The 23,751-nt window shown below is 60.0% G+C and carries 25 protein-coding genes; 9 read left to right on the top strand and 16 right to left on the bottom strand.

The genetic code is table 11. The features are described 5' to 3' along the window. Positions 1–97: 97 nt before the first annotated feature. The 3 genes from ltrA to M8Q45_RS05725 all read right to left on the bottom strand — a co-directional run bounded on the left by ltrA (position 98) and on the right by M8Q45_RS05725 (position 4,869). On the bottom strand, positions 98–1,390 hold the full coding sequence (gene ltrA / locus M8Q45_RS05735; RefSeq protein ID WP_249873897.1) for a group II intron reverse transcriptase/maturase: 1,293 nt from the start codon (positions 1,388–1,390) through the stop codon (positions 98–100). Positions 1,391–1,906: 516 nt separating this feature from the next. Beyond that, entirely contained in the window at positions 1,907–3,580 is a 1,674-nt protein-coding gene (locus M8Q45_RS05730) for a DEAD/DEAH box helicase (RefSeq protein WP_030141884.1), read from the bottom strand. 533 nt (positions 3,581–4,113) lie between these two features. Beyond that, a complete protein-coding gene (locus M8Q45_RS05725) occupies positions 4,114–4,869 on the bottom strand; it encodes a spermidine synthase (protein WP_249873896.1) in 756 nt (251 codons plus the stop codon). A gap of 141 nt (positions 4,870–5,010) precedes the next feature. Here M8Q45_RS05725 and M8Q45_RS05720 point away from each other — a divergent pair, with 141 nt between their 5' ends. After that, entirely contained in the window at positions 5,011–6,357 is a 1,347-nt protein-coding gene (locus M8Q45_RS05720) for a class II 3-deoxy-7-phosphoheptulonate synthase (RefSeq protein ID WP_249873895.1), read from the top strand. Positions 6,358–6,557: 200 nt separating this feature from the next. Here M8Q45_RS05720 and M8Q45_RS05715 read toward each other — a convergent pair whose 3' ends face one another. Then, positions 6,558–7,787: a winged helix-turn-helix domain-containing protein gene (locus tag M8Q45_RS05715; RefSeq protein WP_249873894.1), complete on the bottom strand. Its 1,230-nt coding sequence runs from the start codon at positions 7,785–7,787 to the stop codon at positions 6,558–6,560. Between the two features lie 64 nt (positions 7,788–7,851). After that, positions 7,852–8,073, bottom strand: a complete 222-nt coding sequence (locus M8Q45_RS05710) for a DUF1127 domain-containing protein (protein WP_249873893.1) — start codon at positions 8,071–8,073, stop codon at positions 7,852–7,854. Positions 8,074–8,170: 97 nt separating this feature from the next. Between M8Q45_RS05710 and M8Q45_RS05705 the strand changes: the two genes are divergently transcribed. Then, on the top strand, positions 8,171–9,025 hold the full coding sequence (locus M8Q45_RS05705; RefSeq protein ID WP_030141879.1) for a LysR substrate-binding domain-containing protein: 855 nt from the start codon (positions 8,171–8,173) through the stop codon (positions 9,023–9,025). Here the strand turns inward: M8Q45_RS05705 and M8Q45_RS05700 are convergent. After that, complete coding sequence (locus M8Q45_RS05700; protein ID WP_249873892.1) at positions 9,015–9,764, bottom strand: sulfite exporter TauE/SafE family protein; 750 nt, start codon at positions 9,762–9,764, stop codon at positions 9,015–9,017. The genes M8Q45_RS05705 and M8Q45_RS05700 overlap by 11 nt on opposite strands. A gap of 146 nt (positions 9,765–9,910) precedes the next feature. Between M8Q45_RS05700 and M8Q45_RS05695 the strand changes: the two genes are divergently transcribed. From M8Q45_RS05695 to M8Q45_RS05685, 3 genes are all read left to right on the top strand, one after another. Then, entirely contained in the window at positions 9,911–10,372 is a 462-nt protein-coding gene (locus M8Q45_RS05695; protein WP_181288889.1) for a MarR family winged helix-turn-helix transcriptional regulator, read from the top strand. Positions 10,373–10,698: 326 nt separating this feature from the next. Continuing rightward, positions 10,699–11,118, top strand: coding sequence for an organic hydroperoxide resistance protein (locus M8Q45_RS05690; RefSeq protein WP_198797281.1), 420 nt, complete (start codon positions 10,699–10,701; stop codon positions 11,116–11,118). A gap of 34 nt (positions 11,119–11,152) precedes the next feature. Next, on the top strand, positions 11,153–12,163 hold the full coding sequence (locus M8Q45_RS05685) for an alpha/beta hydrolase (protein ID WP_249873891.1): 1,011 nt from the start codon (positions 11,153–11,155) through the stop codon (positions 12,161–12,163). A 286-nt stretch (positions 12,164–12,449) separates the two neighbouring features. On the opposite strand, the gene M8Q45_RS05680 is transcribed toward M8Q45_RS05685, so the two are convergent. Beyond that, positions 12,450–13,019, bottom strand: a complete 570-nt coding sequence (locus tag M8Q45_RS05680; protein WP_003226785.1) for an elongation factor P — start codon at positions 13,017–13,019, stop codon at positions 12,450–12,452. A gap of 48 nt (positions 13,020–13,067) precedes the next feature. Then, entirely contained in the window at positions 13,068–14,201 is a 1,134-nt protein-coding gene (gene earP / locus M8Q45_RS05675; RefSeq protein ID WP_249873890.1) for an elongation factor P maturation arginine rhamnosyltransferase EarP, read from the bottom strand. Positions 14,202–14,322: 121 nt separating this feature from the next. Here earP and M8Q45_RS05670 point away from each other — a divergent pair, with 121 nt between their 5' ends. Together M8Q45_RS05670 and M8Q45_RS05665 are read left to right on the top strand one after the other, a co-directional pair. Next, the gene (locus tag M8Q45_RS05670; protein ID WP_249873889.1) at positions 14,323–14,709 is read left to right on the top strand and encodes a hypothetical protein; all 387 of its coding nucleotides are present in this window, start codon (positions 14,323–14,325) and stop codon (positions 14,707–14,709) included. A gap of 2 nt (positions 14,710–14,711) precedes the next feature. Continuing rightward, a complete protein-coding gene (locus M8Q45_RS05665; protein ID WP_249873888.1) occupies positions 14,712–15,194 on the top strand; it encodes a GreA/GreB family elongation factor in 483 nt (160 codons plus the stop codon). 7 nt (positions 15,195–15,201) lie between these two features. Here M8Q45_RS05665 and cysB read toward each other — a convergent pair whose 3' ends face one another. From cysB to M8Q45_RS05645, 4 genes are all read right to left on the bottom strand, one after another. Then, positions 15,202–16,176: an HTH-type transcriptional regulator CysB gene (cysB, locus tag M8Q45_RS05660; RefSeq protein ID WP_003199376.1), complete on the bottom strand. Its 975-nt coding sequence runs from the start codon at positions 16,174–16,176 to the stop codon at positions 15,202–15,204. A 111-nt stretch (positions 16,177–16,287) separates the two neighbouring features. Beyond that, positions 16,288–16,788: a universal stress protein gene (locus tag M8Q45_RS05655; RefSeq protein WP_030141871.1), complete on the bottom strand. Its 501-nt coding sequence runs from the start codon at positions 16,786–16,788 to the stop codon at positions 16,288–16,290. Positions 16,789–16,884: 96 nt separating this feature from the next. After that, entirely contained in the window at positions 16,885–17,790 is a 906-nt protein-coding gene (locus M8Q45_RS05650) for a 5'-nucleotidase (RefSeq protein ID WP_249873887.1), read from the bottom strand. A gap of 18 nt (positions 17,791–17,808) precedes the next feature. Beyond that, positions 17,809–18,762, bottom strand: coding sequence for a putative 2-dehydropantoate 2-reductase (locus tag M8Q45_RS05645; RefSeq protein ID WP_249873886.1), 954 nt, complete (start codon positions 18,760–18,762; stop codon positions 17,809–17,811). A 267-nt stretch (positions 18,763–19,029) separates the two neighbouring features. Here M8Q45_RS05645 and M8Q45_RS05640 point away from each other — a divergent pair, with 267 nt between their 5' ends. Further along, the gene (locus M8Q45_RS05640; protein WP_030141868.1) at positions 19,030–20,106 is read left to right on the top strand and encodes a 3-deoxy-7-phosphoheptulonate synthase; all 1,077 of its coding nucleotides are present in this window, start codon (positions 19,030–19,032) and stop codon (positions 20,104–20,106) included. 175 nt (positions 20,107–20,281) lie between these two features. Here M8Q45_RS05640 and M8Q45_RS05635 read toward each other — a convergent pair whose 3' ends face one another. Next, positions 20,282–20,563: a GNAT family N-acetyltransferase gene (locus M8Q45_RS05635; protein WP_030141867.1), complete on the bottom strand. Its 282-nt coding sequence runs from the start codon at positions 20,561–20,563 to the stop codon at positions 20,282–20,284. 636 nt (positions 20,564–21,199) lie between these two features. Here M8Q45_RS05635 and oprI point away from each other — a divergent pair. After that, positions 21,200–21,451, top strand: a complete 252-nt coding sequence (oprI, locus tag M8Q45_RS05630) for an outer membrane lipoprotei OprI (RefSeq protein ID WP_011335311.1) — start codon at positions 21,200–21,202, stop codon at positions 21,449–21,451. Between the two features lie 124 nt (positions 21,452–21,575). On the opposite strand, the gene M8Q45_RS05625 is transcribed toward oprI, so the two are convergent. The 3 genes from M8Q45_RS05625 to M8Q45_RS05615 all read right to left on the bottom strand — a co-directional run bounded on the left by M8Q45_RS05625 (position 21,576) and on the right by M8Q45_RS05615 (position 23,744). Further along, positions 21,576–22,547 carry a L,D-transpeptidase family protein gene (locus tag M8Q45_RS05625; protein WP_030141866.1) on the bottom strand — a complete coding sequence of 324 codons (972 nt, stop codon included), beginning with the start codon at positions 22,545–22,547 and terminating at the stop codon, positions 21,576–21,578. Between the two features lie 241 nt (positions 22,548–22,788). Further along, the gene (locus tag M8Q45_RS05620) at positions 22,789–23,082 is read right to left on the bottom strand and encodes a hypothetical protein (RefSeq protein ID WP_003199347.1); all 294 of its coding nucleotides are present in this window, start codon (positions 23,080–23,082) and stop codon (positions 22,789–22,791) included. Positions 23,083–23,138: 56 nt separating this feature from the next. Continuing rightward, complete coding sequence (locus M8Q45_RS05615; RefSeq protein WP_249873885.1) at positions 23,139–23,744, bottom strand: arylesterase; 606 nt, start codon at positions 23,742–23,744, stop codon at positions 23,139–23,141. Between the last annotated feature and the right edge of the window lie 7 nt (positions 23,745–23,751).

The raw sequence follows: 23,751 nt of genomic DNA, 5'->3' as shown, positions 1-23,751 counted from the left end.
AATGACAATCGGCATAGGGGTCGGCCTTTTCACAGGCCGCTCCCCTGCCACACCACCCGGCATGCGGGTCCGCACCGGGCGGTTCGAGAGATTGAGGTTATGAGAGTCGCACCAGACCCAGCCTGTCGAACCAGGCCACATCCAGCACTCGATTAAGCTCAAAGCGGCTGTTACGCCACCAACTACATGAGTTAGCCGCCACTTTCCGTGCGGTTTGAGCACTGGCCCCCAGAGCCCGCAGTTCGCGATAGATCGTCGGTCCACGCCTCCATTGCTTAAGCTGGATCGCTCGCAGTCGGTGTCGTATCCATTCGTCCAGCTCTCGCCAGACCTTCGGTGTTTGCGATAACCCAAAATAAGCTTTCCAGCCCAAGAGATAAGGACGTAAGTTTTCGACAACCTGCCCCATGCTGCGTCCCCCTGAGCGACGGGTGAGCACGCGTATTCGCTGCTTGAACTGCTTGCGCGCCTTGACCGACACCGCTCTCTTGACGCCTTTGGGTGACGCCCAAAAGGCATAGCCCAGAAACTTGCGACCAAATGCACTCGCCACCGCACTCTTGCTCTCGTTGACACTCAAGTGCAGTTTTTCATACAGACGCTTCAGCAGGACCATCACTCGCTGCCCAGCCTTCTTGCTGCGAACGTACACATTCGCATCATCGGCATAACGCACGAAACAATGGCCCCGACGTTCAAGCTCTCGATCCACTTCGTCCAGCAGCACATTCGCCAACAGCGGCGACAGCGGACCGCCTTGCGGCGCCCCGCAGCGGCTTTTCTCGACTACTCCATTGATCTGCGTTCCCGCATCCAGATACGCCCGAATCAGCCGGATAGCCGCCCGATCCGCAATCCGCTTGCATAAACGATCAATCAAAATGTCGTGGTCGACCCGGTCGAAGAACTTCTCCAAATCAACATCCACTACCACTTTGCGTCCCGAAGACACATGTCGCTGAGCCGCCAAAATGGCGTCCTGCGCACTGCGCCCCGGACGAAAACCGTAGCTGTGTTCACTGAAGGTTGGATCGAGCAGTGGCTGCAGGACTTGCAGCAATGCTTGTTGGATCAACCGGTCGGTGACCGTTGGAATGCCCAACTCGCGTTCGCCGCCGTCAGGCTTGGGGATGACCGCGCGTCGTACCGGACTGGGCCGGTAGACGCCTGAGAGAAGCTGTTCACAGATCACAGGCCATCGGGTCTGCAAAAGTTTCGCGGTCTGTTCAATGTCCAAACCGTCGACTCCTGCCGCCCCTTTGTTAGCCCTGACTCGTTTCCAGGCTCGTTTCAGGTTTGCTCTCGCAAAGGCCCGTTCCAGCAGCCCTTGCCCTGCGTTGTCGGTTTCATTTTGCGGGCAATTGACCTCGTCGCTGATGGGGCTTCTCACGGCTTCACCGCTCGCGTCCTCACATCCGCCCCGCGTTTGGCAGGCTTCTGACTTCCGGTTTCTCGCATCAACATGGCCTATAACGCTTTCTCTCGTTCGGCCCTTCGTCAAAAAAGACTACTACGGCCTCTGCTGACTTCTCGCTCCGGTTTTTTTTCACCGTCGCCCTTTCAGGCACAAGGCGAGATCTCCCCAGGTAAGAACGCAATCCTTCCCCGCACAACCGCCGAATTTACGCTGCCGCCCTTTGACCACAAGAGCTTCGCGATTTGCAGCTCGCTCGCCCTGGTCAGCATCGCCTTATATCCAGTTCTTGTTCATCGGCTCGCGGTTTCGATTCACGCTTCCTCCCCACACTCGGTCGCCCTCATGCAGTTGCGCTTCACTTCGTTCGCTGTGGTCAGCTCACGGTGGGACTTTCACCCACAAGATTGCGCCCATGCTGGGCGCACGGCAAAAAAAATCCCCGAACCAGTCGGGGATTTTTCATGCTCGATCAATCAACCCGCAGGTCGATCAATCCTCGCGGTAGCGACGCAGCTTGAGCTGCTTGCCGGCCACGCGGGTGTCCTTGAGCTTGGTCAGCAACTTCTCCAGGCCATCTTCCGGCAGTTCCACCAGGCTGAAGCTGTCACGCACCTGGATGCGACCGATGGCTTCGCGGGCCAGGCCGCCTTCGTTCAGGATCGCGCCGAGCAGGTTCTTGGCGGCAATGCCGTCACGAGCGCCCAACGCGGTACGGCAACGGGCACGACCTTCGGCCAACGGGATCGGTGCACGACGCTCGCGATCACCACGGTCCGGACGATCGCCACTGCGCTCAGGACGGTCGCCACGCGGTGCGTTGTTCGGCACCAGTGGACGTTCCTTCTCGATCGCAGCCAGGTTCAGCGCTTGGCCGTTGGTGGCCTTGCGCAGCAGGGCAGCGGCCAGGGCACGCGGGGTGCAACCGATGTCGGCGGTCAGGCGATCGAGCAGATCACCGTGGGTCGATTCGGCGTCAGCCACCAGCGGCGACAGGCTGTTGGTCAGTTTCTTGATGCGCGCATCGAGAACAGCCTGGGCGTCCGGCAGGCGAACTTCAGCCACCTTCTGGCCAGTCACGCGCTCGATCACCTGCAGCATGCGGCGCTCACGCGGGGTAACCAGCAACAGCGCGCGACCTTCGCGACCGGCGCGGCCAGTACGGCCGATACGGTGAACGTAGGATTCCGGATCGTACGGCATGTCCACGTTGAACACGTGGGTGATGCGCGGAACGTCCAGGCCACGGGCAGCAACGTCGGTCGCCACAACGATGTCCAGGCGGCCATCCTTGAGGGAGTCGATGACGCGCTCACGCTGGTTCTGGGCAATGTCACCGTTCAGCGCAGCGGCTTTGTAGCCTTTGGCTTCCAAGGCGCTGGCCAGGTCCAGGGTCGCTTGCTTGGTGCGCACGAACATGATCAGGGCGTCGAAATCTTCGACTTCCAGCAGGCTCAGGACGGCAGAGGTCTTCTGGTCGGCGTGAACCAGCAGGTGAGCCTGCTCGATCGCGGTGACGGTCTGGGTCTTGCTCTGGATCTTCACGTGCTTCGGATCGCGCAGGTGGCGTTCGGCGATGGCACGGATCGATTGTGGCAAGGTGGCCGAGAACAGGACCGTCTGGCGGGTCTCAGGCATGGCCTTGAAGATGACTTCCAGGTCGTCCATGAAGCCCAGCTTGAGCATTTCGTCCGCTTCGTCGAGAACCAGGTGGTTCACAGTGGCGAGGACTTTTTCGTCGCGACGCAGGTGGTCGCACAGACGGCCCGGGGTGGCGACAACGATCTGTGCGCCATTACGGATTGCTTTCAGCTGTGGGCCCATCGGCGCGCCGCCGTAGACAGCCACAACAGTCACGCCTGGCATTTGCTTGGCGTAGGTTTCGAAAGCGGTTGCAACTTGTAGCGCCAACTCACGAGTTGGGGCCAGGATCAGAGCTTGCGGCTCGCGCTTGGACGGATCAATGCGGTGCAGGATCGGCAGTGCGAACGCGGCGGTCTTACCCGTACCGGTTTGCGCCTGACCAATCATATCGTGACCGGCGAGAATGATCGGGATCGACTGCTGCTGAATGGCCGAAGGCTCTTCATAGCCGGTAGCGACTACTGCAGCGACAATATTGGGATGAAGTTCAAGAGCGGCGAAGCCGCCGATTTCCTGGGTCATGGGTCTGCCTCTAAGTGCATCCGCAAAGACCCATGCTCCAAAGCTGCGCATGCCGTGTTGAGACTCAAGAGTCGCCCTGGCAGCTTTGTCGGCGGGGATTTGCGAAAACGAATGAATGAAAAAGAACGTCGCGGAAGCATCCGTTGTGCGGACATGCAACCGAAGCTGGCTTCGGGGAATTGCGCTACCTTGACGCGGCCCGGCTAAAGGCCGGCGCGCACTATACCGGAATTCGCCAAAAAAGGGAGATTTTTTTACTGAAAACACCGTGATAGGGCTCGCCACCAAAAGCCTTGGGGCAGCCGGCTAAAACGGTTCATCTCCAAACGCGGCCCCCGTGGCGAGGGAGCTTGCTCCCGCTCGGCTGTGTAGGAGCTGGCGAAGCCTGCGATCTTTTGATCTTTTTGATCTTTCACTTGAAACTCAAGTCTCTGGGGAAAGATCGCAGCCTCGCTCCGCTCGACAGCTCCTACAGGCCCAGCGGGAGCAAGCGCCCTCGCCACGGGGAACTCATTTGTCGCAGGGATCGTGTATCACGTCGCCGGTCGGATCGCCTTGATCAACGACTGCAACGAGTAACCCAACCGCGGCGCCAGCCCTTCGGCCCGGGCAACCAGGCCGTCCATATCCAGCTCCTGGTCGAGGTCCGCCGGCACGATCAGGATCACGTTGCCCTCCTTCACCGGCAGCTCCCAATAATGCCGATGATAAAGACCACGCAACAACGCGGCGCCCAAGGGCTTGCCGTCATCGGTCGCCCATTGGTTGATCACCAGCCAGCCACCTGGATTGAGGCGCTTCTGGCAGTTTTCCAGGAAGCCCCAGGCCAGATGGCCTACGCCGGGACCGACGTCGGTATAGAGGTCGACAAAAATCAGGTCCGCCGGCTCTGCCGTTTCAAGCAATTCCAAGGCATCGCCGACGCGAATGTACAAACGCGGATCGTCATCCAGCCCAAGATATTCAATGGCCAGGCGCGGCACGTCGGGGCGCAGTTCGATCGCCTCGACATCGTCCAACGGCAGGAACTTGAGGCAGGCCTGGGTCAGCGTCCCAGCGCCCAGCCCCAGGAACAACGCGCTTTCAGGCTGCTCATGACACAACGCACCAATGAGCATGGCGCGGGTGTAGTCATATTCGAGCCAGCTCGGGTCGGCCGTGAACACGCAGCTCTGCTCGATGGCATCGCCGAATTCGAGAAACCGGTAATCGGCCACTTCGAACACGCGGATCATGCCGAACTCGTCGTGCACCTCGGCGAGCAAATGCTCGACGCGCTCCTCTGTCATTTCATCTCCTGATGTTGCCGGGCGGGCATGGGCCTGCGCATACGGGGCAAAGGCGCGATTGTCCGCGAAGCAAGCGGAACAGGTCACGCACTAATTTGCTGATAACATGAGCGCCCGAGCGTAAACCACCTAGAGATCATGATGAGCCAACCCTGGAGCCCTGACAGCTGGCGCGCCCTGCCGATCCAGCAACAACCCCGCTACCCCGACGCCGCGCACCTGTCGCAGGTGGAGCAGACCCTGGCCAGTTATCCGCCATTGGTGTTTGCCGGTGAAGCCCGGGAGTTGCGCCGTCAGTTCGCCGAGGTCACCCAGGGCCGGGCGTTCCTGTTGCAAGGCGGCGACTGCGCCGAGAGCTTTGCCGAGTTCTCGGCCGCCAAGATCCGCGACACCTTCAAGGTGCTCTTGCAGATGGCGATCGTCATGACGTTTGCGGCCGGTTGCCCGGTGGTCAAGGTCGGGCGCATGGCCGGGCAGTTCGCCAAGCCGCGCTCGGCCAACGACGAAACCATTGACGGGGTCACGCTGCCGGCCTATCGCGGTGACATCGTCAACGGCATCGGTTTCGACGAAAAAAGCCGCGTGCCGGACCCGGAGCGATTGCTGCAGTCCTACCACCAGTCCACCGCCACCTTGAACCTGCTGCGCGCCTTCGCCCAGGGCGGCTTTGCCGATCTGCACCAGGTGCATAAGTGGAACCTGGATTTCATCGCCAACTCCGCCCTGGCGGAAAAATACAGCCACCTGGCCGACCGCATCGACGAAACCCTGGCGTTCATGCGTGCCTGCGGCATGGACAGCTCGCCGCAATTGCGCGAAACCAGTTTCTTCACCGCCCACGAAGCGCTGCTGCTCAATTACGAAGAAGCCTTCGTGCGTCGCGACAGCCTGACCAATGAATATTACGACTGCTCGGCCCACATGCTGTGGATCGGCGACCGCACCCGTCAGCTGGACGGCGCCCACGTCGAGTTCCTGCGTGGGGTGAACAACCCGATCGGGGTCAAGGTCGGCCCGAGCATGAACCCTGACGACCTGATCCGCCTGATCGACGTGCTCAACCCGGACAATGACCCGGGCCGACTGAACCTGATCGCGCGCATGGGGGCCAACAAGGTCGGCGATCACCTGCCGCAACTGCTGCGCGCGGTGCAGCGCGAGGGCAAGCAAGTGCTGTGGAGCTCCGATCCGATGCATGGCAACACCATCAAGGCCAGCAGCGGCTACAAGACCCGGGATTTTGCGCAGATCCTGGGCGAAGTGAAGCAGTTCTTCCAGGTCCATGAAGCCGAAGGCACCTATGCCGGCGGTATCCACATCGAGATGACCGGGCAGAACGTCACCGAATGCATCGGTGGTGCGCGACCGATCACCGAAGACGGCCTGTCGGATCGCTACCACACCCACTGCGACCCACGGATGAATGCCGATCAGTCGCTGGAGCTGGCGTTTTTGATTGCCGAGACGTTGAAGCAGGTGAGGCGATGAGCCAGACAGTTTTGTAGTGCCTGGCCTATCGCTTTCGCGAGCAAGCTCGCTCCCACATTGGATCTGCTGTGGACACAAAATCTGTGGTCACCGAAGCCCCTGTGGGAGCAAGCTCGCTCCCGCATTGGATCTGCTGTGGACACAAAATCTGTGGTCACCGAAGCTCCTGTGGGAGCGAGCTTGCTCGCGATGAGGCCAGCTCAATCAGCCTCGATCTGCGCCAGCGCCACCGCCAACCGAACCCCACTCGCCCTCCCACAATTGAGCTGAACCCGCTCCAACCCCAACCAGTTGGCCATGCGCCGCAGATTCGTCGCCAACGCCAGCATCCCCTCCTCGTCCAGCCCCGCCTCTTCCTCATGCACCGCATGCACTGCCAATTGCCCCAACGCCCGCTCCGCCCGCAAGTCCACCCGCGCTGCAATCCGCTCGTTGTGCAAAAACGGCAAGACGTAATAGCCATACACCCGCTTGTGCACCGGCGTGTAGATCTCCAGTCGATAGTGAAAATCGAACAGCCGCTCGGTACGACTGCGCTCCCAGACCAGCGAATCGAACGGCGACAGCAGCGCACTGGCGGCGACCTTGCGCGGAATTTTCACCGTGGGTCGGCACCAGGCCGGCTGCTTCCAGCCCTGGACCTGGCAGCGCAGCAACTCGCCCGCCTCCTCCAGTTCGGCAAGCCGTTCACGGCTGTCCGCCGGACTCAAGCGAAAGTAGTCGCGCAGGTCCTTTTCGGTAGCGACTCCCAAGGCTTCGGCGGCATGGATGAGTAAAGCGCGCTGGGCCTGGGCTTCGTCCGGCAGAGGTTGTTGCAGCACGGAGTCCGGCAGGACCCGTTCCGGCAAATCGTAAAGCCGCTCGAAGCCCCGCCGTCCCGCCACCGTCACTTCGCCCGCCGCGAACAGCCATTCCAGCGCATGCTTTTCCGCGCTCCAGTCCCACCACGGGCCGGCCTTTTCCTGGCGCGTGGACAAACTGCCCGCGCCAATCGCCCCCTGGTCCCGGACCGCTTGCAGGACGCGGCGAATCACGTCTTGCTGTTCAAGGCCGAAACGCGACAGTTGTTGATAGATACCTTCGCCGCGCGCAGCACGGGCCATGCGCCAGCGCATCAACGGGTACATCGCCACCGGCAGCAGCGAGGCTTCATGCCCCCAATATTCAAATAGCGTGCGCCGGCGGCCCTGGCTCCAGGCGGCTTGATCGAGCAAATCGCGATTGTAATGACCGAGGCGGGAAAACAGCGGGAGGTAATGCGAGCGCACCAGCGCATTGACGGAGTCGATCTGCAAGACGCCGAGGCGTTCGATCAAGCGGTTGAGGCGCGAGGGTTGCACCGAAGCTGGCGACAGCCGCCCATCGAATCCTTGGGCGGCCAACGCCAGACGCCGGGCCTGTTTGAGGGTAAAGGATACAGTCGCGGGCATGGAGATCTCCTTGTCTGCTCGCAACCTACCTCACCATTGAACGGTTTGTGTAGGGAAGGATGGCTCATTTGTGCATCGGGTCATCCCAGAATGGCCGAACCACTTCCTGTTCCACGTCAGCACGACTCACGCCGATGTCCTTGAGCGCCTCGTCGCTCATCGAAGCAAGCAATTCACGTTCATGGTGCAATTCGTACCAGCGGCTAAACTTGTGCAACAGCGCGCTGAGCGAAAAACCATGGGATGAGAATTTGTCGATCAGTAAATACCCTTTTTGACCTTTCATCGTGATGTCCTCCGTTGGGGATGGCTCTAGTCTCGCGCCAAGGCTAAGATCAATCCAACGAATGTTTCTTATGCAATACATCTCGGAGATTGATCAATTGTCGAGTTACCCGAGCATCGATACCGAAGTGCTGCGCACCTTTGTCGCCATCGCCGACCAAGGGGGGTTCACCCGTGCCGGGGAACTGGTCAACCGCACGCAATCCGCCGTCAGCATGCAGATGAAGCGCCTGGAAGAGGACGTATTGCAGCGGCGGCTGTTCGAGCGCGACGGACGCCAGGTCAAGCTCACCGCCGAGGGCCAGGTGTTGCTGGGTTATGCCCGGCGGATCCTCAAGCTGCACAGCGAAGTGTTCAATACGCTGCGTGAACCGCACATGGTCGGCACGGTGCGCATCGGCACGCCGGATGATTACGTGATGCGATTCCTGCCCGGGATCCTGCAACGCTTCGCCCAGTTCTATCCGCTGATCGAAATTGAAGTGCACTGCGAATCATCCAAGCAGTTGCTGCTGCGCCAGGACCTGGACTTGTCCATCGTCACCCGCAAGCCCGGGGATGAGATCGGCCAACTGCTGCGCAAGGAACGCTTTGTCTGGGCCGAAGCCGCCTGCTTCAACGTCCATGAACAAACACCGCTGCCGCTGGCGATGTTCAACAGTGATTGCTTCTGTCGGCAATGGGCGTGCAATGCATTGGATGCCATGGGCCGCGATTATCGCGTGGCGTACAACAGTTCGAGCCTGTCGGCGCTGATGGCCGTGGTGGGCGCGGGCCTGGCGATCACCGCGCAACTGGAAAGCCTGCTGACCCCGGACATGCGGGTGCTCGGTGAAGCGGAGAACCTGCCGGAGCTGCCCGAGGCCAGCATCATGTTGATCCGCAACTTGCACAACCCGTCGCCGATCACCGAGTGCCTGGCCGAACACATTGTCGAAGGCTTCAAGCTTTAAAGATAAGCAACATCGCGCACAGCACCAGGAAACCGCAGAACAGCCCGCGCAGCAGTCGCTCCGGCAAGGCGTGGGCGACTTTCACGCCCCAACTGATGCTCATCAGCCCACCGACGGCCAGCGGCAGGCCGATCCACCAATCCACCTCATGGTGAAACGCATAGGTGGCGAGGGTCACGCCGGTGCTGGGCAGGGCCAGCGACAGCGACAATCCCTGGGCAACGACCTGGGTGGTGCCGAACACACTGGTGAGGATCGGCGTGGCGACAACGGCCCCGCCGACACCAAACAGACCGCCCATCGTCCCTGACGCCGCCCCCAACACGCCGAGCCATGGCCAGCCGTGGCGCATCTGCGCCGAAGCGGGTGCCGTCGCGGCGAACATTCGGATGAGGTTGTAGGCCGCCAGCACGACCAGGAACACCACGAAACCGATTCGCATGCTTTGCGCGTCAATGCCCACGGCCCAGATGGAGCCGAGCCACGCGAAGCAGAACCCCATGGAGGCCAACGGCAGGACATGACGCATCTCGATGCGATTGCGTTGGTGATAACGCCACAGCGCCAGCATCACGTTGGGCACCACCATCACCAGCGCCGTGCCCTGGGCGATCTGCTGGTCCAGACCGAACCATACGCCCAACACCGGTATCGCAATCAATCCGCCACCAATGCCAAACAATCCCCCCAGGGTGCCCAGCGCGGCGCCCAACAGCAAATACAGCACGACCTCGACCACAGACGATTCTCCCTTTATCAGGGCGCCTATCCTACGCAGTTGGCGATAACCAGGAAATGCATAGCTGATCAGGTCGTCAGAATTATCTGGTGCATTAAAGGTTCGTCCGCTAGATTCGTTAGGACTACTGATTGAAAGGTTTCGCCATGAGCACCCAACACGACAGTCCCGACCCTTGCGACGCCCTGTTATTGGATAACCAGGTCTGTTTCGCCCTCCATTCCACGTCGCTGCTGATGACCAAGGTCTACAAGCCGCTGCTCCAGGCATTGGGCCTGACCTATCCGCAATACCTGGCGATGATGGTGTTGTGGGAAAAAGACGGTTTAACCGTCGGTGAAATCAGCAACCGCCTGCTCACCGACCCAGGTTCGCTGACGCCACTGCTCAAGCGCCTGGAGGCCGAAGGTTTGCTGAGCCGCACCCGCAGCCGGGAAGACGAACGCGTGGTGATCGTCGAGCTCACTGAGCAGGGCCGCGCCCTGCAAAAAAAGGCCCTCGACATCCCGCAATGCATCCTTGCCGCCAGCGGCCAGACCCTGGAACAGCTGAAAAAACTGCAGCTTGACCTGCAAGAGCTGCGCGGGCATTTGCAAGACAGCCTCTAAATCACCGAAACACCGCTAATCCCTGTGGGAGCAAGCTCGCTCCCACATTGGATTTCTGATGTGAGCTAGGTCTCGTCATCCAGCAACCTCTGTGGAACGAGCCTGCTCGCGATAGCGGCAGCCCTGTCTACACTCCCCCCCCGAAAAATTTCCACTCTCAAAAACCGCTCTAGCTAAAGGCTTTCAGGCCTTTTCAGTTTGCCGATTCTATCTTGCCCTGAAAATTTATCTTGCGCACAAGTTATTAGCGCACTACATTCTCCCCACACCTACTTAGCGCGCAAACATTTAGCGCTAAACACTCAACCAGAAACGAGGCCTCCACCATGAAAACTCTCTATACCGCAATCGCAACCTCCACCGGCGGCCGTGACGGTCGTGCCATCTCCAGCGACAACATCCTCGACGTCAAGCTCGCCACGCCCAAGGAACTCGGCGGTGCAGGCGGTGCGGCGACCAACCCTGAGCAACTCTTCGCCGCCGGCTACTCGGCCTGCTTTATCGGTGCGCTGAAATTCGTCGCCAGCCAGACCAAACGCAAAATCCCGGATGACGCCTCGATCACCGCCCATGTTGGCATCGGCCAGATTCCCGGTGGTTTCGGTCTCGACATCGACTTGCACATCAGCTTGCCGGGCCTGGATCAAGCCGAAGCCCAGAGCCTCGTTGACGCAGCGCACCAGGTTTGCCCGTACTCCAACGCCACCCGCGGCAACGTTGATGTGCGCCTGCACGTAACCGTTTAACCCTCGCCCCCGACCGAATTTCAAGGAGATAGACATGAACATCAGCAAAACCCTGACCGGCGCCCTTCTCGCCCTGAGCATCAGCAATGCCTTTGCCGACGATATCGTCGAACACAATACCCAGGCGTTTCTCGACGCACTGAATGCCGGCACTGGCAAGCCCCTGGAGCAGTTGTCGCCCAAGGATGCCCGCGCGGTACTGGTCGGCGCCCAGGCAGGTGTGAAATTGACCCTGCCCAAGGCCGACGTCAGCGAGAAAACCATCAAGGTCGACGGCCAATCGATCAGCCTGACCATCGTCCGTCCGGCCGGGGTCAAGGGCGAGCTGCCGGTGTTCATGTTCTTCCACGGCGGCGGTTGGGTGCTGGGGGATTTCCCGACTCACGAACGATTGGTTCGGGATCTGGTAGCGGGTTCGGGTGCCGTCGCGGTGTTCGTCAACTACACGCCGTCACCCGAGGCGCATTACCCGGTGGCGATCAACCAGGCTTACGCCGCGACGAAATGGGTTGCCGAGCACGGCAAGGAAATCAATGTCGATGGCAAGCGCTTGGCCGTGGCGGGTAACAGCGTGGGTGGCAACATGGCGGCGGTCGTGGCGCTGATGGCCAAGGACAAGGGTACCCCGGCAATCCGCTTCCAGGCCTTGTTGTGGCCGGTGACCGATGCCAGTTTCGAGACGGCGTCCTACAACCAGTTTGCCGAAGGACATTTCCTCAGCAAGAACATGATGAAGTGGTTCTGGGACAACTACACCACCGATGCCGGGCAGCGTAACGAGATCTATGCCTCGCCACTGCGGGCAACCACCGCGCAACTCAAGGGCCTGCCGCCCGCGCTGGTGCAGACTGCCGAGGCCGACGTACTGCGCGACGAAGGCGAAGCGTACGCTCGCAAGCTGGACGCGGCCGGCGTTCCCGTCACGGCGGTCCGTTACAACGGCATGATCCACGACTATGGTTTGCTCAACGTCGTGAGCCAGGTGCCAGCGGTGCGTTCGGCGATGTTGCAGGCGTCGCAAGAGCTTAAGCAACACCTGAAGTGAAGGGAGTCCGCAGCCTTCGTGGCGAGGGAGCTTGCTCCCGCTCGGCTGCGTAGGAGCTGGCGAAGGCTCGGGCCGCGTTCGGACGATCTTTTGATCTTTTGATCTTTTGATCTTTTGATCTCTCACTTGAGACTCAAGTCTCTGAGGAAAAATCGCAGCCTCGCTCCGCTCGACAGCTCCTACAGGCCCAGCGGGAGCAAGCTCCCTCGCCACAGGGGCCGGGTCAAAATAGAAATATAAAAAAGCCCGACTCAATGGTCGGGCTTTTTCATACAGAAGACTTCGCTTATTTAGCGCGGCCTTTGTAGGAACCGCCTTCGCGGGTATCGATCTCGATCATGTCGCCGATTTCGATGAAGTCAGCAACCGACAGCTCGGTACCGTTCTTCAGTTTGGCAGGCTTCATCACCTTGCCGGAAGTATCACCGCGAGCGGAGCCTTCGGTGTAGTCGACCTGACGCACGATAGTGGTCGGCAGTTCTACGGAAACCAGGCGCTCTTCAAAGAATACGGCTTCGCAAACGTCGGTCATGCCTTCTTCAACGAATGGCAGAACGCTTTCGATGTCTTCGGCGTTCAGCTCGTACATGGTGTAGTCAGTGGTGTCCATGAACGTGTAGGTGTCGCCGCTGATGAACGACAGGGTCGCTTCCTTGCGGTCCAGGATCACGTCATCCAGCTTGTCGTCCGCACCGTAGACGGTTTCGGTCTTGTAGCCGGTCAGCAGGTTTTTCAGCTTGGTCTTCATGATCGCGCTGTTGCGACCCGACTTGGTGAATTCAGCTTTCTGAACCAGCCAAGGATCGTTGTCGATACGAATCACGGTACCGGGTTTGAGTTCTTTACCAGTTTTCATTGCGAATATCCGAATTTGGATGGGATTTACAAAAATCTAGGCCGCGTATCATATCCAATTTCGGTAAAACTTCACCAGCGCCGTGGCAAGATCGGCTCGTGACGCCTGTTCCAGGCACCACGACTGGGCATGTTCGGCCAACTCCCGATCCTTCTCGCAGGCGGCTTTCCAGTGTTCGGCCATGTCTTGACCGGCATTCCAGGCGCGCCATAGACCGCTGATCGCTTTTTCCACTGGCTCGGAAAGTCCTTCGGTGTACAGCTTGAGAAATGCCTCGAGTTTCTCCAGGTGGACATCTTCTTCCTGTTGATAAATGTGCCAGAGCAGCGGCCGCCCCGCCCATTGCGCCCGCACGAAGGAGTCCTCGCCGCGCACGGCGTTGAAATCACAGCACCACAACAGCCGGTCGTATTCATCCTGGCGGACGAAAGGCAGTACCTGCACCGTCAGGGCGCCACGGCGATACAAGGCACCCGCCCCAAGGCCATCGATGCCCGCCCAACGCTCGACGTCGCCCAGGATGCGTCCCTCCGGAACCAGGACATGCCACGGACGGGTATCCGTCGCCATCGCATCAAACCAGCTCGGCAACCCCGCATTCTCATAGGCGAACAACGAAATCAGGCGCGCCCCGGGCTCCCGCTCGACGCCCAGCTCCCGGAGGAAAGCCTGTTGTGCCGCGCCATCCTGCTGGAATTGTCGACGACGCTCCAACAGACCCGCTTCGCGCAGCAAGCCACCGGTGCCTTCCTGGAAACCTGGAAAGAAGAAATACTTCTGCACGTGCTTGTACTTCACCGACGGCAGACCGTGACAACCGATCACCCAGTCCTCGGCGCTCAGGTAATCGAGGTTCATCCACAACGGCGTAACCTGGCGCTCGGCCATCGCATCCATGTAGGCGCTGGGCAACTGGCAGGCAAACGCGGCGATCACCACATCGGCCGCCTCGACAGGCGGCCAATCCTTGGGCCAGTGACGCACTTGAACGCCCTGCTGCCACTGTTCGGACAGCGTGGGATCTATTTCCGGACACAGCCGTTCAAACGCACGCAGGTCATCGACCCAAAGCCGAACCGCGACCCCATGCTCGGCCACCAATTGCCGCGCCAGGCGCCAGGTGACGCCAATGTCGCCGAAGTTATCCACGACGGTGCAAAAAATATCCCAACGCACGGTCATTCCCGACTCCCTGTGGCAAAGCCTGATTGTCCCGTATTCAACCCATGATGCAGAAGGGCCGACGGCGATTAATCTTCATGCGACAATCAGCGCCTAACCATGCCCCTGCCAGGAAGCAGTCATGCCTGATTACCCATCGCCCCCGCGCCTCTCAGCCTTGAAATTGACCGTCAGTATCGCCTTGGGCCTGTGGCTGGGATTCGTCGCCATCATCCTGACGAGTTGGTTGCTGTCCAGGTTCCTCTTCGCGGAACAACTGGCCCCGGTGGCCGCTGCGGTTCATCAACTGGCGCAACCGCCAGCGGTGCAACCGGCGCCCGAGCCGCCCACGCCGATGTTCGAGCAATACCAGCAGAATCTACAGAAGAACGAGCAGCGCCAGGCGCTGGAACAGGTGCGCAGCAACCCGCGCAACCTGTCGAACCCCAAATGCCAGTTCTGGCTGCAACAGGACCAGAACGCGCCGAGCGAGAAAAGCCGAGCCAATGTCCTTCAGTTTTGCGAGTGATCATGAACAAACAGACTGTCCACCAGTTGATCCTCGACAAACTCGGGATTGACCTCGACATTGCCGAACGCGCCGCGCAGACCGCCTACGAAACCGCGACCCACGAAGAAAATATCGCGGAAAACAAGTACGACACCCTCGGCCTGGAAGCTTCATACCTTGCCGCCGGACAAGCCCGGCGCGTCGAGGAGATCCGCCAGGCGCTCGCTCTCTGCCAGAACCTGACATTGAGGCCTTACGATGAAGAGCGCGGTATCCAGGTCGGCACCCTGATCGGGCTGGAAGACGAGGACGGTCGCCAACAGTGGCTCTTCCTTGGGCCGGACGCGGCGGGGCTGAAGGTCTCGCTGGTGGGGCAACCGATCACCGTCATCACCCCTCGCTCGCCGCTAGGCCGAAGCCTGCTGGGCAAGTTCGAAGGGGATGAAGTGGAAATCGTCGTGGCGGGTGCCCGGCAACAGTTCGCAGTCACCGAGGCTATCTAGCTATCGGTCAGTGCACCGGCAATTCGACGCCGTCGAACAGCTCTTCGAGTTCCTGCTTGTTGTGGCACTGGATGGCCTTGGCCATGACTTCGCGCGTCAGGTGCGGTGCGAACTTCTCGATGAAGTCGCACATGAAGCCACGCAGGAAGGTGCCACGACGGAAGCCGATCTTGGTCACGCTGGACTCGAACAACTCACTGGCATCCAACACCACCAGATCACTGTCGAGTTTGGTATCGACGGCCATTTTCGCGACGATGCCCACCCCCAGGCCCAGGCGAACGTAGGTCTTGATCACGTCGGCGTCGGCGGCGGTGAACACCACTTTCGGCGTCAAGCCACGATGGCTGAAGGCTTCGTCGAGTTTCGAGCGACCGGTGAAACCGAACACGTACGTCACGATCGGATATTCGGCCAAGGCTTCGAGGGTCAACTTCGGCAGCTTGGTCAAAGGATGGCCTTGGGGCACCACCACGCAACGGTTCCAGCGATAGCACGGCATCATCACCAGATCGCCGAACAGCTCCAGGGCTTCGGTGGCAATGGCGAAGTCCACGGTACCATCAGCGGCCATCTCGGCGATCTGCATCGGCGAGCCCTGGTGCATGTGCAGCGCGACATCCGGGTATTGCTTGATGAAATTGCTGATCACCGGGGGCAGCGCATAACGGGCCTGGGTGTGAGTGGTCGCGATGGACAGCGTGCCTTTTTTCTCGTTGGAAAATTCCTGGGCAATCTGCTTGATGCTCTCGACCTTGCGCAGGATCTCGCCAGCCGTGGTGATGATGCGTTCGCCGGCCGGGGTCACGCGGGTCAGGTGCTTGCCGCTGCGGGCGAAGACTTCGACGCCCAGTTCGTCTTCCAACAGGCGGATCTGCTTGCTGATGCCAGGTTGCGACGTGTAGAGGCTTTGTGCGGTAGCGGAAACGTTGAGGTCGTGGTGCGCCACTTCCCAGATGTAGCGCAATTGTTGAAGCTTCATATGTATCCCTCAAAGCAGTTGGATGCGACGGGCATCAGCGACGGCATATAACTATATGAATGGTTGTATTAATAAATCTAGAACTTTTTATAAAAAAGCCATCATTTAGCCTTAGGCCTCTCCTTGCCGCCGGCGCTGGACCAGCGGCACCAGGTAGACCGGCACCCGGGATAACTGCAATACCCGTGCGGCGGTCCTGCCCAAAGGAGTCTCTCCATTCGCCCCCTGGCAGTGACTGCCTACGATCAACAAATCGACGGAGAGTTTCGCAGCCTGCTCGAGAATGACCTGGGAAGGGTCACCCTGGAACACCCTCACCGACTTGATCAGTTGCAAGTCTTGCTGGCCCTCCCCCAACTCCTCGCGAAAGCTGTCCAGTACTCGCTGCTCGATGTTGGCCATCACCGTATTCAGACCCTGGCGATGAAATTCGTTCAGCGCCTGCTCGTCCAGATAGCTTTGCAACACCGACTCGGCGAACAGCCCCATCGGCTCCACCGCATGCACTACATACAACTCGGCTTCAAACGTCCGTGCCAACGCCAAGGCATGCTGCATCACATAAGGGGCATAAAGCCCCAGGTCTGTGGCGTACAGCATCGAACGAATCATGTGACCTCCTCGAATGCCAGAATGGCGGAGATTGATTCAGCTTAGCAGCGCGCCAACGAGCATGACGTGTGGCGTAACGCCTCAAAGTACGGGCGGTCAGAGCTTCACTTCGTTGCTGATGCCGTGGGGCACATGGCCGGTGGCAACCACCTCGCGGGCAAGCTCGCAGTGGCCGGTCTGGTCATCGAAAAACACGTCGGCGGCAAAGGCTTCGAGGAATGCCGACTTGGTCAGGCCGCCCAGGAACAGCGACTCGTCCAGGCGAATATCCCATTCACGCAGCGTACGGATGACCCGTTCATGGGCCGGCGCCGACCGAGCCGTGACCAACGCCGTGCGGATCGGACAGGCATCCTCCGGGAATTCACGCTGCAGGGCATTGAGCGCCGCCAGGAATCCCTTGAACGGGCCGCCTCGCAGTGGCTCGCGCGCGGCCTGGCGCTCACTGGCCTGGAAGGCTTCGAGGCCACCGCTCTGGTAGATGCGTTCCGACTCATCGGAAAACAGCACCGCATCACCGTCAAACGCAATGCGCAGCTCCTCGCTGGCGGCACGGCTGGCCCCGCCTGACAGGATCGTTGCCGCCGCAAATCCGGCATCCAGCGCACTGCGCACGTCTTCGGCGTGGGTGGAGAGGAACAGGTCGCAGCCGAACGCCTTGAGGTACGGGTAAGGACTTCGACCGCCAACGAACGCGGCGCGGGAAATCGCCAGGCCGTAATGATGAATAGAATTGAATACCCGCAGACCGGTGTCGGCGCTGTTGCGCGACACCAGGATCACCTCGACACGGGCTCGCCCCAGGTGCTCGTTGAGGTTGAGCAATTTCTGCACGAGGGCAAAGGCGTCCCCGGGCGCCAGGACCTCGTCTTCATGCTCGATCTGGTATTGCCGATAGGCCTCGACACCGCTGGAAAGATAGACCTTGTGGCTTTCCCTCAGGTCGAACAAGGCACGCGATGAAATCGCCAGCACCAGTTTGTCATCAATGTTATTCGCCATGCTGTCCCCCTTCATCCATCAACGATTGCGGCGGTCCAGGAACGCCAGCGCCTGGTACAAGGCTTCGATCTTCGGCAAATCGCAGCCCGCCGCCTTCGCTGCTGCCAGTGGCCGGCCGTAGATCGCATCCAGCTCCAGCGGCCGTTCATGGGAATAATCGTGATACATGCTCGGCCAATAGTCGGGCATCTTTTCGGTCATCGTAAAGAGATAGTCGGCATACCCAGGTGCGATTTGATGCCCGCAGGCTTGCGCACCGCGTACGACCTCCTTCATTAACGCCTGGATCAGACCACGACTGTCGTCATTGGCCATCAACGGCGTGGTGCTGGCGCCCAACAGCACCGAGAGGCCGTTGTACGGCACGTTCCATACCAGCTTCTGCCAGCGAGCCTGTTGCAGGTCGGGCATGGACTGGGAGTCGATACCGGCCGCACGAAACAACCCTGCCCCCTCCTCGACAATCGCCATGCGTTCGTCCTGGCCCTGGCAAGGACCGCTGTGATAACCGATATTGACTGCGCCAAGCGCCTGATGGACAACGCTGCCCGGTCCGACACGGTGCACGCAGACCAGGCACAGGCCACCCAATAAATGCAGTGAGTCGGGCAGTAGCGGTCGCAGGTCGTCCTCGACATCGAGACCGTTCTGCAGCAACAGGACTTTAGCGCCATCGGCGGCAGCCTGGATGATGGCCGGGGCCAGGTCGGCATTGCTGGTGGTCTTGGCGCCCACCAGCAGCCAGTCGCAAGGCGGCATTTCGCTTGCCGAACGGTACGCCTGGACCGGGTTGAGGGCCAGCGGGCCATGGACTGCGCTGTCGACTCGCAGGCCGCCTTCGGCCACGGCGGCAAATTCACTGCGCAGCAGGAAATGCACATCGAAGCCGGCACGTGCCAGCATCACGCCGTAGAAGCCGCCAATCGCCCCGGTTCCGATCATTCCTATCCGCGCTTTTACGCCTGACTGCATTACCGTAGCCCTCTTTGAAAACAATCCGTGCACACTATCAACGGGGGCCAGATGGCATGCAATCCAGATTGTAAGCAGCCGTGAAATTAATCCCCGGCCTGCCTTCGGTGTCGATGGCCAGACAAATAGGGATTAAACCCATGCCTGCCCATTGTCGAGCCACCTCTTAACGCGCTAAGGTTCGGCTCCCCGACGCGCTTAAATCCGCTGTGCACCGCCGCGCGGGGATCGCTGGCGGCCGGCACCCGTGACCTGACGAGTAACACGATGGCTGATTTACCGATCAACGACCTTAACGTCGCCTCCAACGAAACCCTCATCACGCCTGACCAGCTCAAGCGCGACATTCCCTTGAGCGACGCTGCCCTGCGCACCGTGACCAAGGGTCGGGAAGTCATCCGCAACATCCTCGACGGCACCGACCATCGCCTGTTCGTGGTCATCGGGCCTTGCTCGATCCATGACATCAAGGCTGCCCACGAGTATGCCGAGCGCTTGAAAGTGCTTGCGGCGGAAGTCTCCGACACCTTGTACCTGGTGATGCGGGTGTATTTCGAGAAACCTCGGACGACCGTTGGTTGGAAGGGCCTGATCAACGACCCGTACCTGGACGACTCCTTCAAGATCCAGGACGGCCTGCACATCGGCCGCCAGTTGCTGCTGGACCTGGCCGAAATGGGCCTGCCCACCGCCACCGAAGCCCTGGATCCGATCTCCCCGCAATACTTGCAGGACCTGATCAGCTGGTCGGCTATCGGCGCGCGTACCACCGAATCCCAGACACACCGCGAAATGGCCTCCGGCCTGTCGTCGGCCGTCGGCTTCAAGAACGGCACTGACGGCGGCCTCACCGTCGCCATCAACGCCTTGCAGTCGGTTTCCAGCCCCCACCGTTTCCTGGGCATCAACCAGGAAGGCGGCGTGTCGATCGTGACCACCAAGGGCAACGCCTACGGCCACGTCGTGCTGCGCGGTGGCAACGGCAAGCCGAACTATGACTCGGTCAGCGTCGCGCTGTGCGAACAGGCGCTGAACAAAGCGAAGATCAAGCCGAACATCATGGTCGATTGCAGCCACGCCAACTCCAACAAGGACCCGGCACTGCAACCGCTGGTGATGGAAAACGTCGCCAACCAGATCCTGGAAGGCAACCAGTCGATCATCGGCCTGATGGTGGAAAGTCATCTGAATTGGGGCTGCCAGGCAATTCCGAAAGACCTCGCCGACTTGCAATACGGCGTCTCCATCACCGATGCCTGCATCGACTGGAGCGCGACCGAGAAGACCTTGCGCGGCATGCACGCCAAGCTCAAGGATGTGTTGCCTAAGCGCCAGCGCGGCTGAAGAGATCGCAGCCTCGTTGCACTCGGCAGCGCCTACACAGCTCCTACATAGCTCCTACACTTTGGCGCAGGGACGTAGGAGCTGGCGAAGCCTGCGATCTTTGGGCTTCCTTCAGACATAAAAAAACGCCGGGCTTTGCAGCCCGGCGTTTTTTTTATGGTGAATTCTTGGTCTATCAAAGCTTCGCCGCGTGGCGCTGGTGGCGTTCCATGTAGCGCTCTACATAGGAGCAGGACGGGATCACCGTATAGCCCATTTCTTCAGCGAACCGCAGCGCTTCTTCGGTCAATTTCGCCGCAATCCCCCTGCCGCGCAATGCGTTGGGCACGAAGGTGCGATAGATGTCCAAGGTCTGCTTGCCCAGGTCCATATAGGTCAGATAGGCACGATGACCGTCCACAATGGTCTCGAACTGATGACCAGCCTGGTCATGGTGGATGGAAACCGCCTCGCTCATCACTACTCCTCGCGGGTCTGAATGCCGACCCCTACCTTACCGATGTTTTTCCGGCGAAGGAACCTCTACGCCACCCCGTGCCAATCCGGTCACCGAGGGCAAAAAACCAGCCGCCCAAACCTGAGCACGTCGTGAATAGTAGGCACCAATGACGCAAATGCTCAAGACACGCCTGTCACTGAAGTGCTGAACCTCGACGGGTTTATCGGTTGAGCCTCACTTTCAAGCGCTAGTCGGTCCAGACGCTATAGCTGAACATCGCCAGTTGTTGAGTCTTGAGACGAGCGCCCGCTGTTAAAGTCACCGCCATTAGCAATAAAAGATCCCTGGCGGACTGCACAAAAAATGAACAAAAGTCTAGGAGAATCAATAAGCAGCGACTTTTAGCGCCTTCGGCTGAGTTGACGGGTCCGCGGAACTTTTTTTCAGCGGCACGCTCCATTCCCACCGTTGAGGCTGTGTATTTTTTAAACAATCAACAGAAAAGTTGCCTGAAAAAGAATCACCGCCTACAATTTTTTTGCTTCTTGCGCTACGTCAGTTTACTTACTACAAGTAATGAGTAGTATGTACGCCGGCTAACTCCTCACTCTGGGGAGACAGTCACTAAATAGAAAGTCCTTGAAGGGGAACACGATGAACAACGTTCTGAAATTCTCTGCTCTGGCCCTGGCCGCAGTTCTGGCTACCGGTTGCAGCAGCGCATCGAAAGAAACCGAAGCACGTCTGACTGCCACCGAAGACGCAGCAGCTCGCGCCCAAGCTCGTGCAGACGAAGCCTACCGTAAAGCTGATGAAGCTCTGGCTGCTGCTCAAAAAGCACAACAGACTGCTGACGAAGCTAACGAGCGTGCTCTGCGCATGCTGGAAAAAGCTAGCCGCAAGTAATAGTCCTTCGGGATTGTTATCGAGCCGACCCACTAGTGGGTCGGCTTTTTTATTGCCCGGTATTCTCCTGGCGATAAAAAACCCGCCGACATCCTGGAATGTGGGCGGGTTGTCGTAGCGTCGCTTATTGGGTCAGATCGACCGGCGCGCTCGATACCATCGGTGCCGAAGTATTCGGAACGGCAACCTCTACCGGCAGGCCGTCTTCGGCAGCCACCACGTCACGCACCACGTCCCAGTTCATGCGCAAGTTGCTGGTGATGTCTTCACGCTTGAGCATCGCGTTGATGACCGCGGTGTGCTTGTCCACTACGGACGGGTTGCCCTTGTCGTCCAGCGGGGTATGGGCTTCCAGGTAAACCTTGCCGCCGCTTACGCCCAACTTGTACGGGTCGTTGATGATTCGCACCGACGTCCCCACCGGCACCATGCTCGCCATTTCCAATACGTTGTTGTTGAACATCCGGAAGCAACCGTGGCTGGTACGCATGCCAATACCGAACTTCTTGTTCGAACCATGGATCAGGTAGCCCGGGGTGCCCAGGGTGAACTTGAACGGGCCCAGCGGGTTGTCGGGGCCGGCCGGTACGACGTTGGGCAGCGGATCGCCATCGGCGGCGTGTTCAGCCTTGATCGAAGCTGGAGGCGTCCAGGTCGGGTTCGGTGTCTTGGCGATGATGCTGGTGTGGGCGATAGGCGAGCCCCAGCCTTCACGGCCGATCCCCAGCGGGAAGGTGTAGACCACGTTCCGCCCCTTGGGGAAATAGTAGAGACGGTATTCGGCGAGGTTGATCACGATCCCTTCGCGCGGGCCTGGCGGCAGGATGAAGCGGGTCGGCAGGACGATTTCGGTGCCTGCGCCCGGCAGCCACGGATCGACCCCGGGGTTGGCCGCGACCATCTCGCTGTAGCCCAGGTCATAGGTGGTGCCCAGGTCGGCGAAGGTGTCTTCGTACTTGGCCTTGATGACCTGCACCTGGCCGACGATGTCTTCACCCGGCGGTGGCAGGGGCAGCTCCAGGGCAGCAACGGGACCAGCCATACACAGGGCGGCAAGAGACAGGCAGCGGGCGACGGCAGGCAAGCGCGGCAACATCCGGGAAATCCTTCGCAGATCGAACAGAGGGTGTGGAAGCGGCGATTGTACACTGCCACCCGTTATTTCGGGGAGAGCGGCGCTGAAGGGCCCGATGCGCAGCATCTTTCATACAAGAACAGGCCCCAGTAGGAGCGAGCCTGCTCGCGAAAGCGGTGGGCCTGCTTGCATCAGCGTTGAATGTGCGGGCGCCTTCGCGAGCAGGCTCGCTCCCACAAAGGCAAGACCTTGAATCCTGGGATCACAACTCGAACCGCAACTCCGGCCAGATCGGCGAAGTCCCGCGTTTCTGGGACTCCAGGATTGCCCGGCACAACGAGCACAGGCGATGGTCCTGGAAAATCTTGCGATCGACGCTCGACCAGCGCGGCTGGGCCGGCAGCAGGCTGCCACACAGGGTCCGGTCGGCCGAACCGCCAAGCTCCAACTGCCGGGTCACCAAGTGCACCCGTACTTCCTGGCAGGCGAACAGATCCAACTGCTCGTCGGGCTCGATCAGTTGGTAGGCAAACAGGGACCAGGCTGGACGCGGCATCGGGGGCTCCAAATCGGGGGCGCCACATTAGCCGAAACACCGCGTGTAGAAAAGCGTCAAAGCAGCGGTTTCAGCGTCGGCCAGACATTTTCCAGCAACTTGCCCTGGGCCGCGACGGACGGGTGCAATCCGTCGCCTTGCATCATCCCGGGCACACCTCCGATCTCCTTGAGAAAAAACGGCACCAGCGGCACGTTTTTCTCCTCCGCCAACGTGCTGTAGACCCGTGCGAACGCATCGGTATAGCGGCGTCCATAGTTGGGGGGCAGTTGCATCCCCAGCAAAAGCACTTTCGCACCGCTGGCGCGGGAGCTGTCGATCATCGCTGCAAGGTTTTGTTGCAATTGTGTTGGCGGTTGTCCGCGCAAGCCATCGTTGCCCCCCAGCTCCAGGATGACGAGGTCCGGCTTATGGGCTGAAAGCAGCGCCGGCAGCCGCGCCAACCCTCCTGCGCTGGTGTCGCCACTGATCGAAGCATTGACCACCTTATCGTCGAAACCCTCGGTCTTGAGCCGTTGTTCGAGCAACGACACCCAGCCTTGCCGGGTATCCAGGCCGAAAGCCGCGCTGATACTATCGCCAACGATCAGGACTGTACCCGCCGCTGCGTTCTGGGCCATGCACATCAAGGCCAGGCCGGCACTCAAAAACCACACTCGCATCGGATTC

This window comes from Pseudomonas sp. T1.Ur (genome assembly GCF_023516725.1).
Taxonomy (GTDB): domain Bacteria; phylum Pseudomonadota; class Gammaproteobacteria; order Pseudomonadales; family Pseudomonadaceae; genus Aquipseudomonas; species Aquipseudomonas alvandae.
The sequence above is the reverse complement of the archived record's forward strand: the minus strand, read 5'-3'. Positions and strand labels throughout refer to the sequence as shown.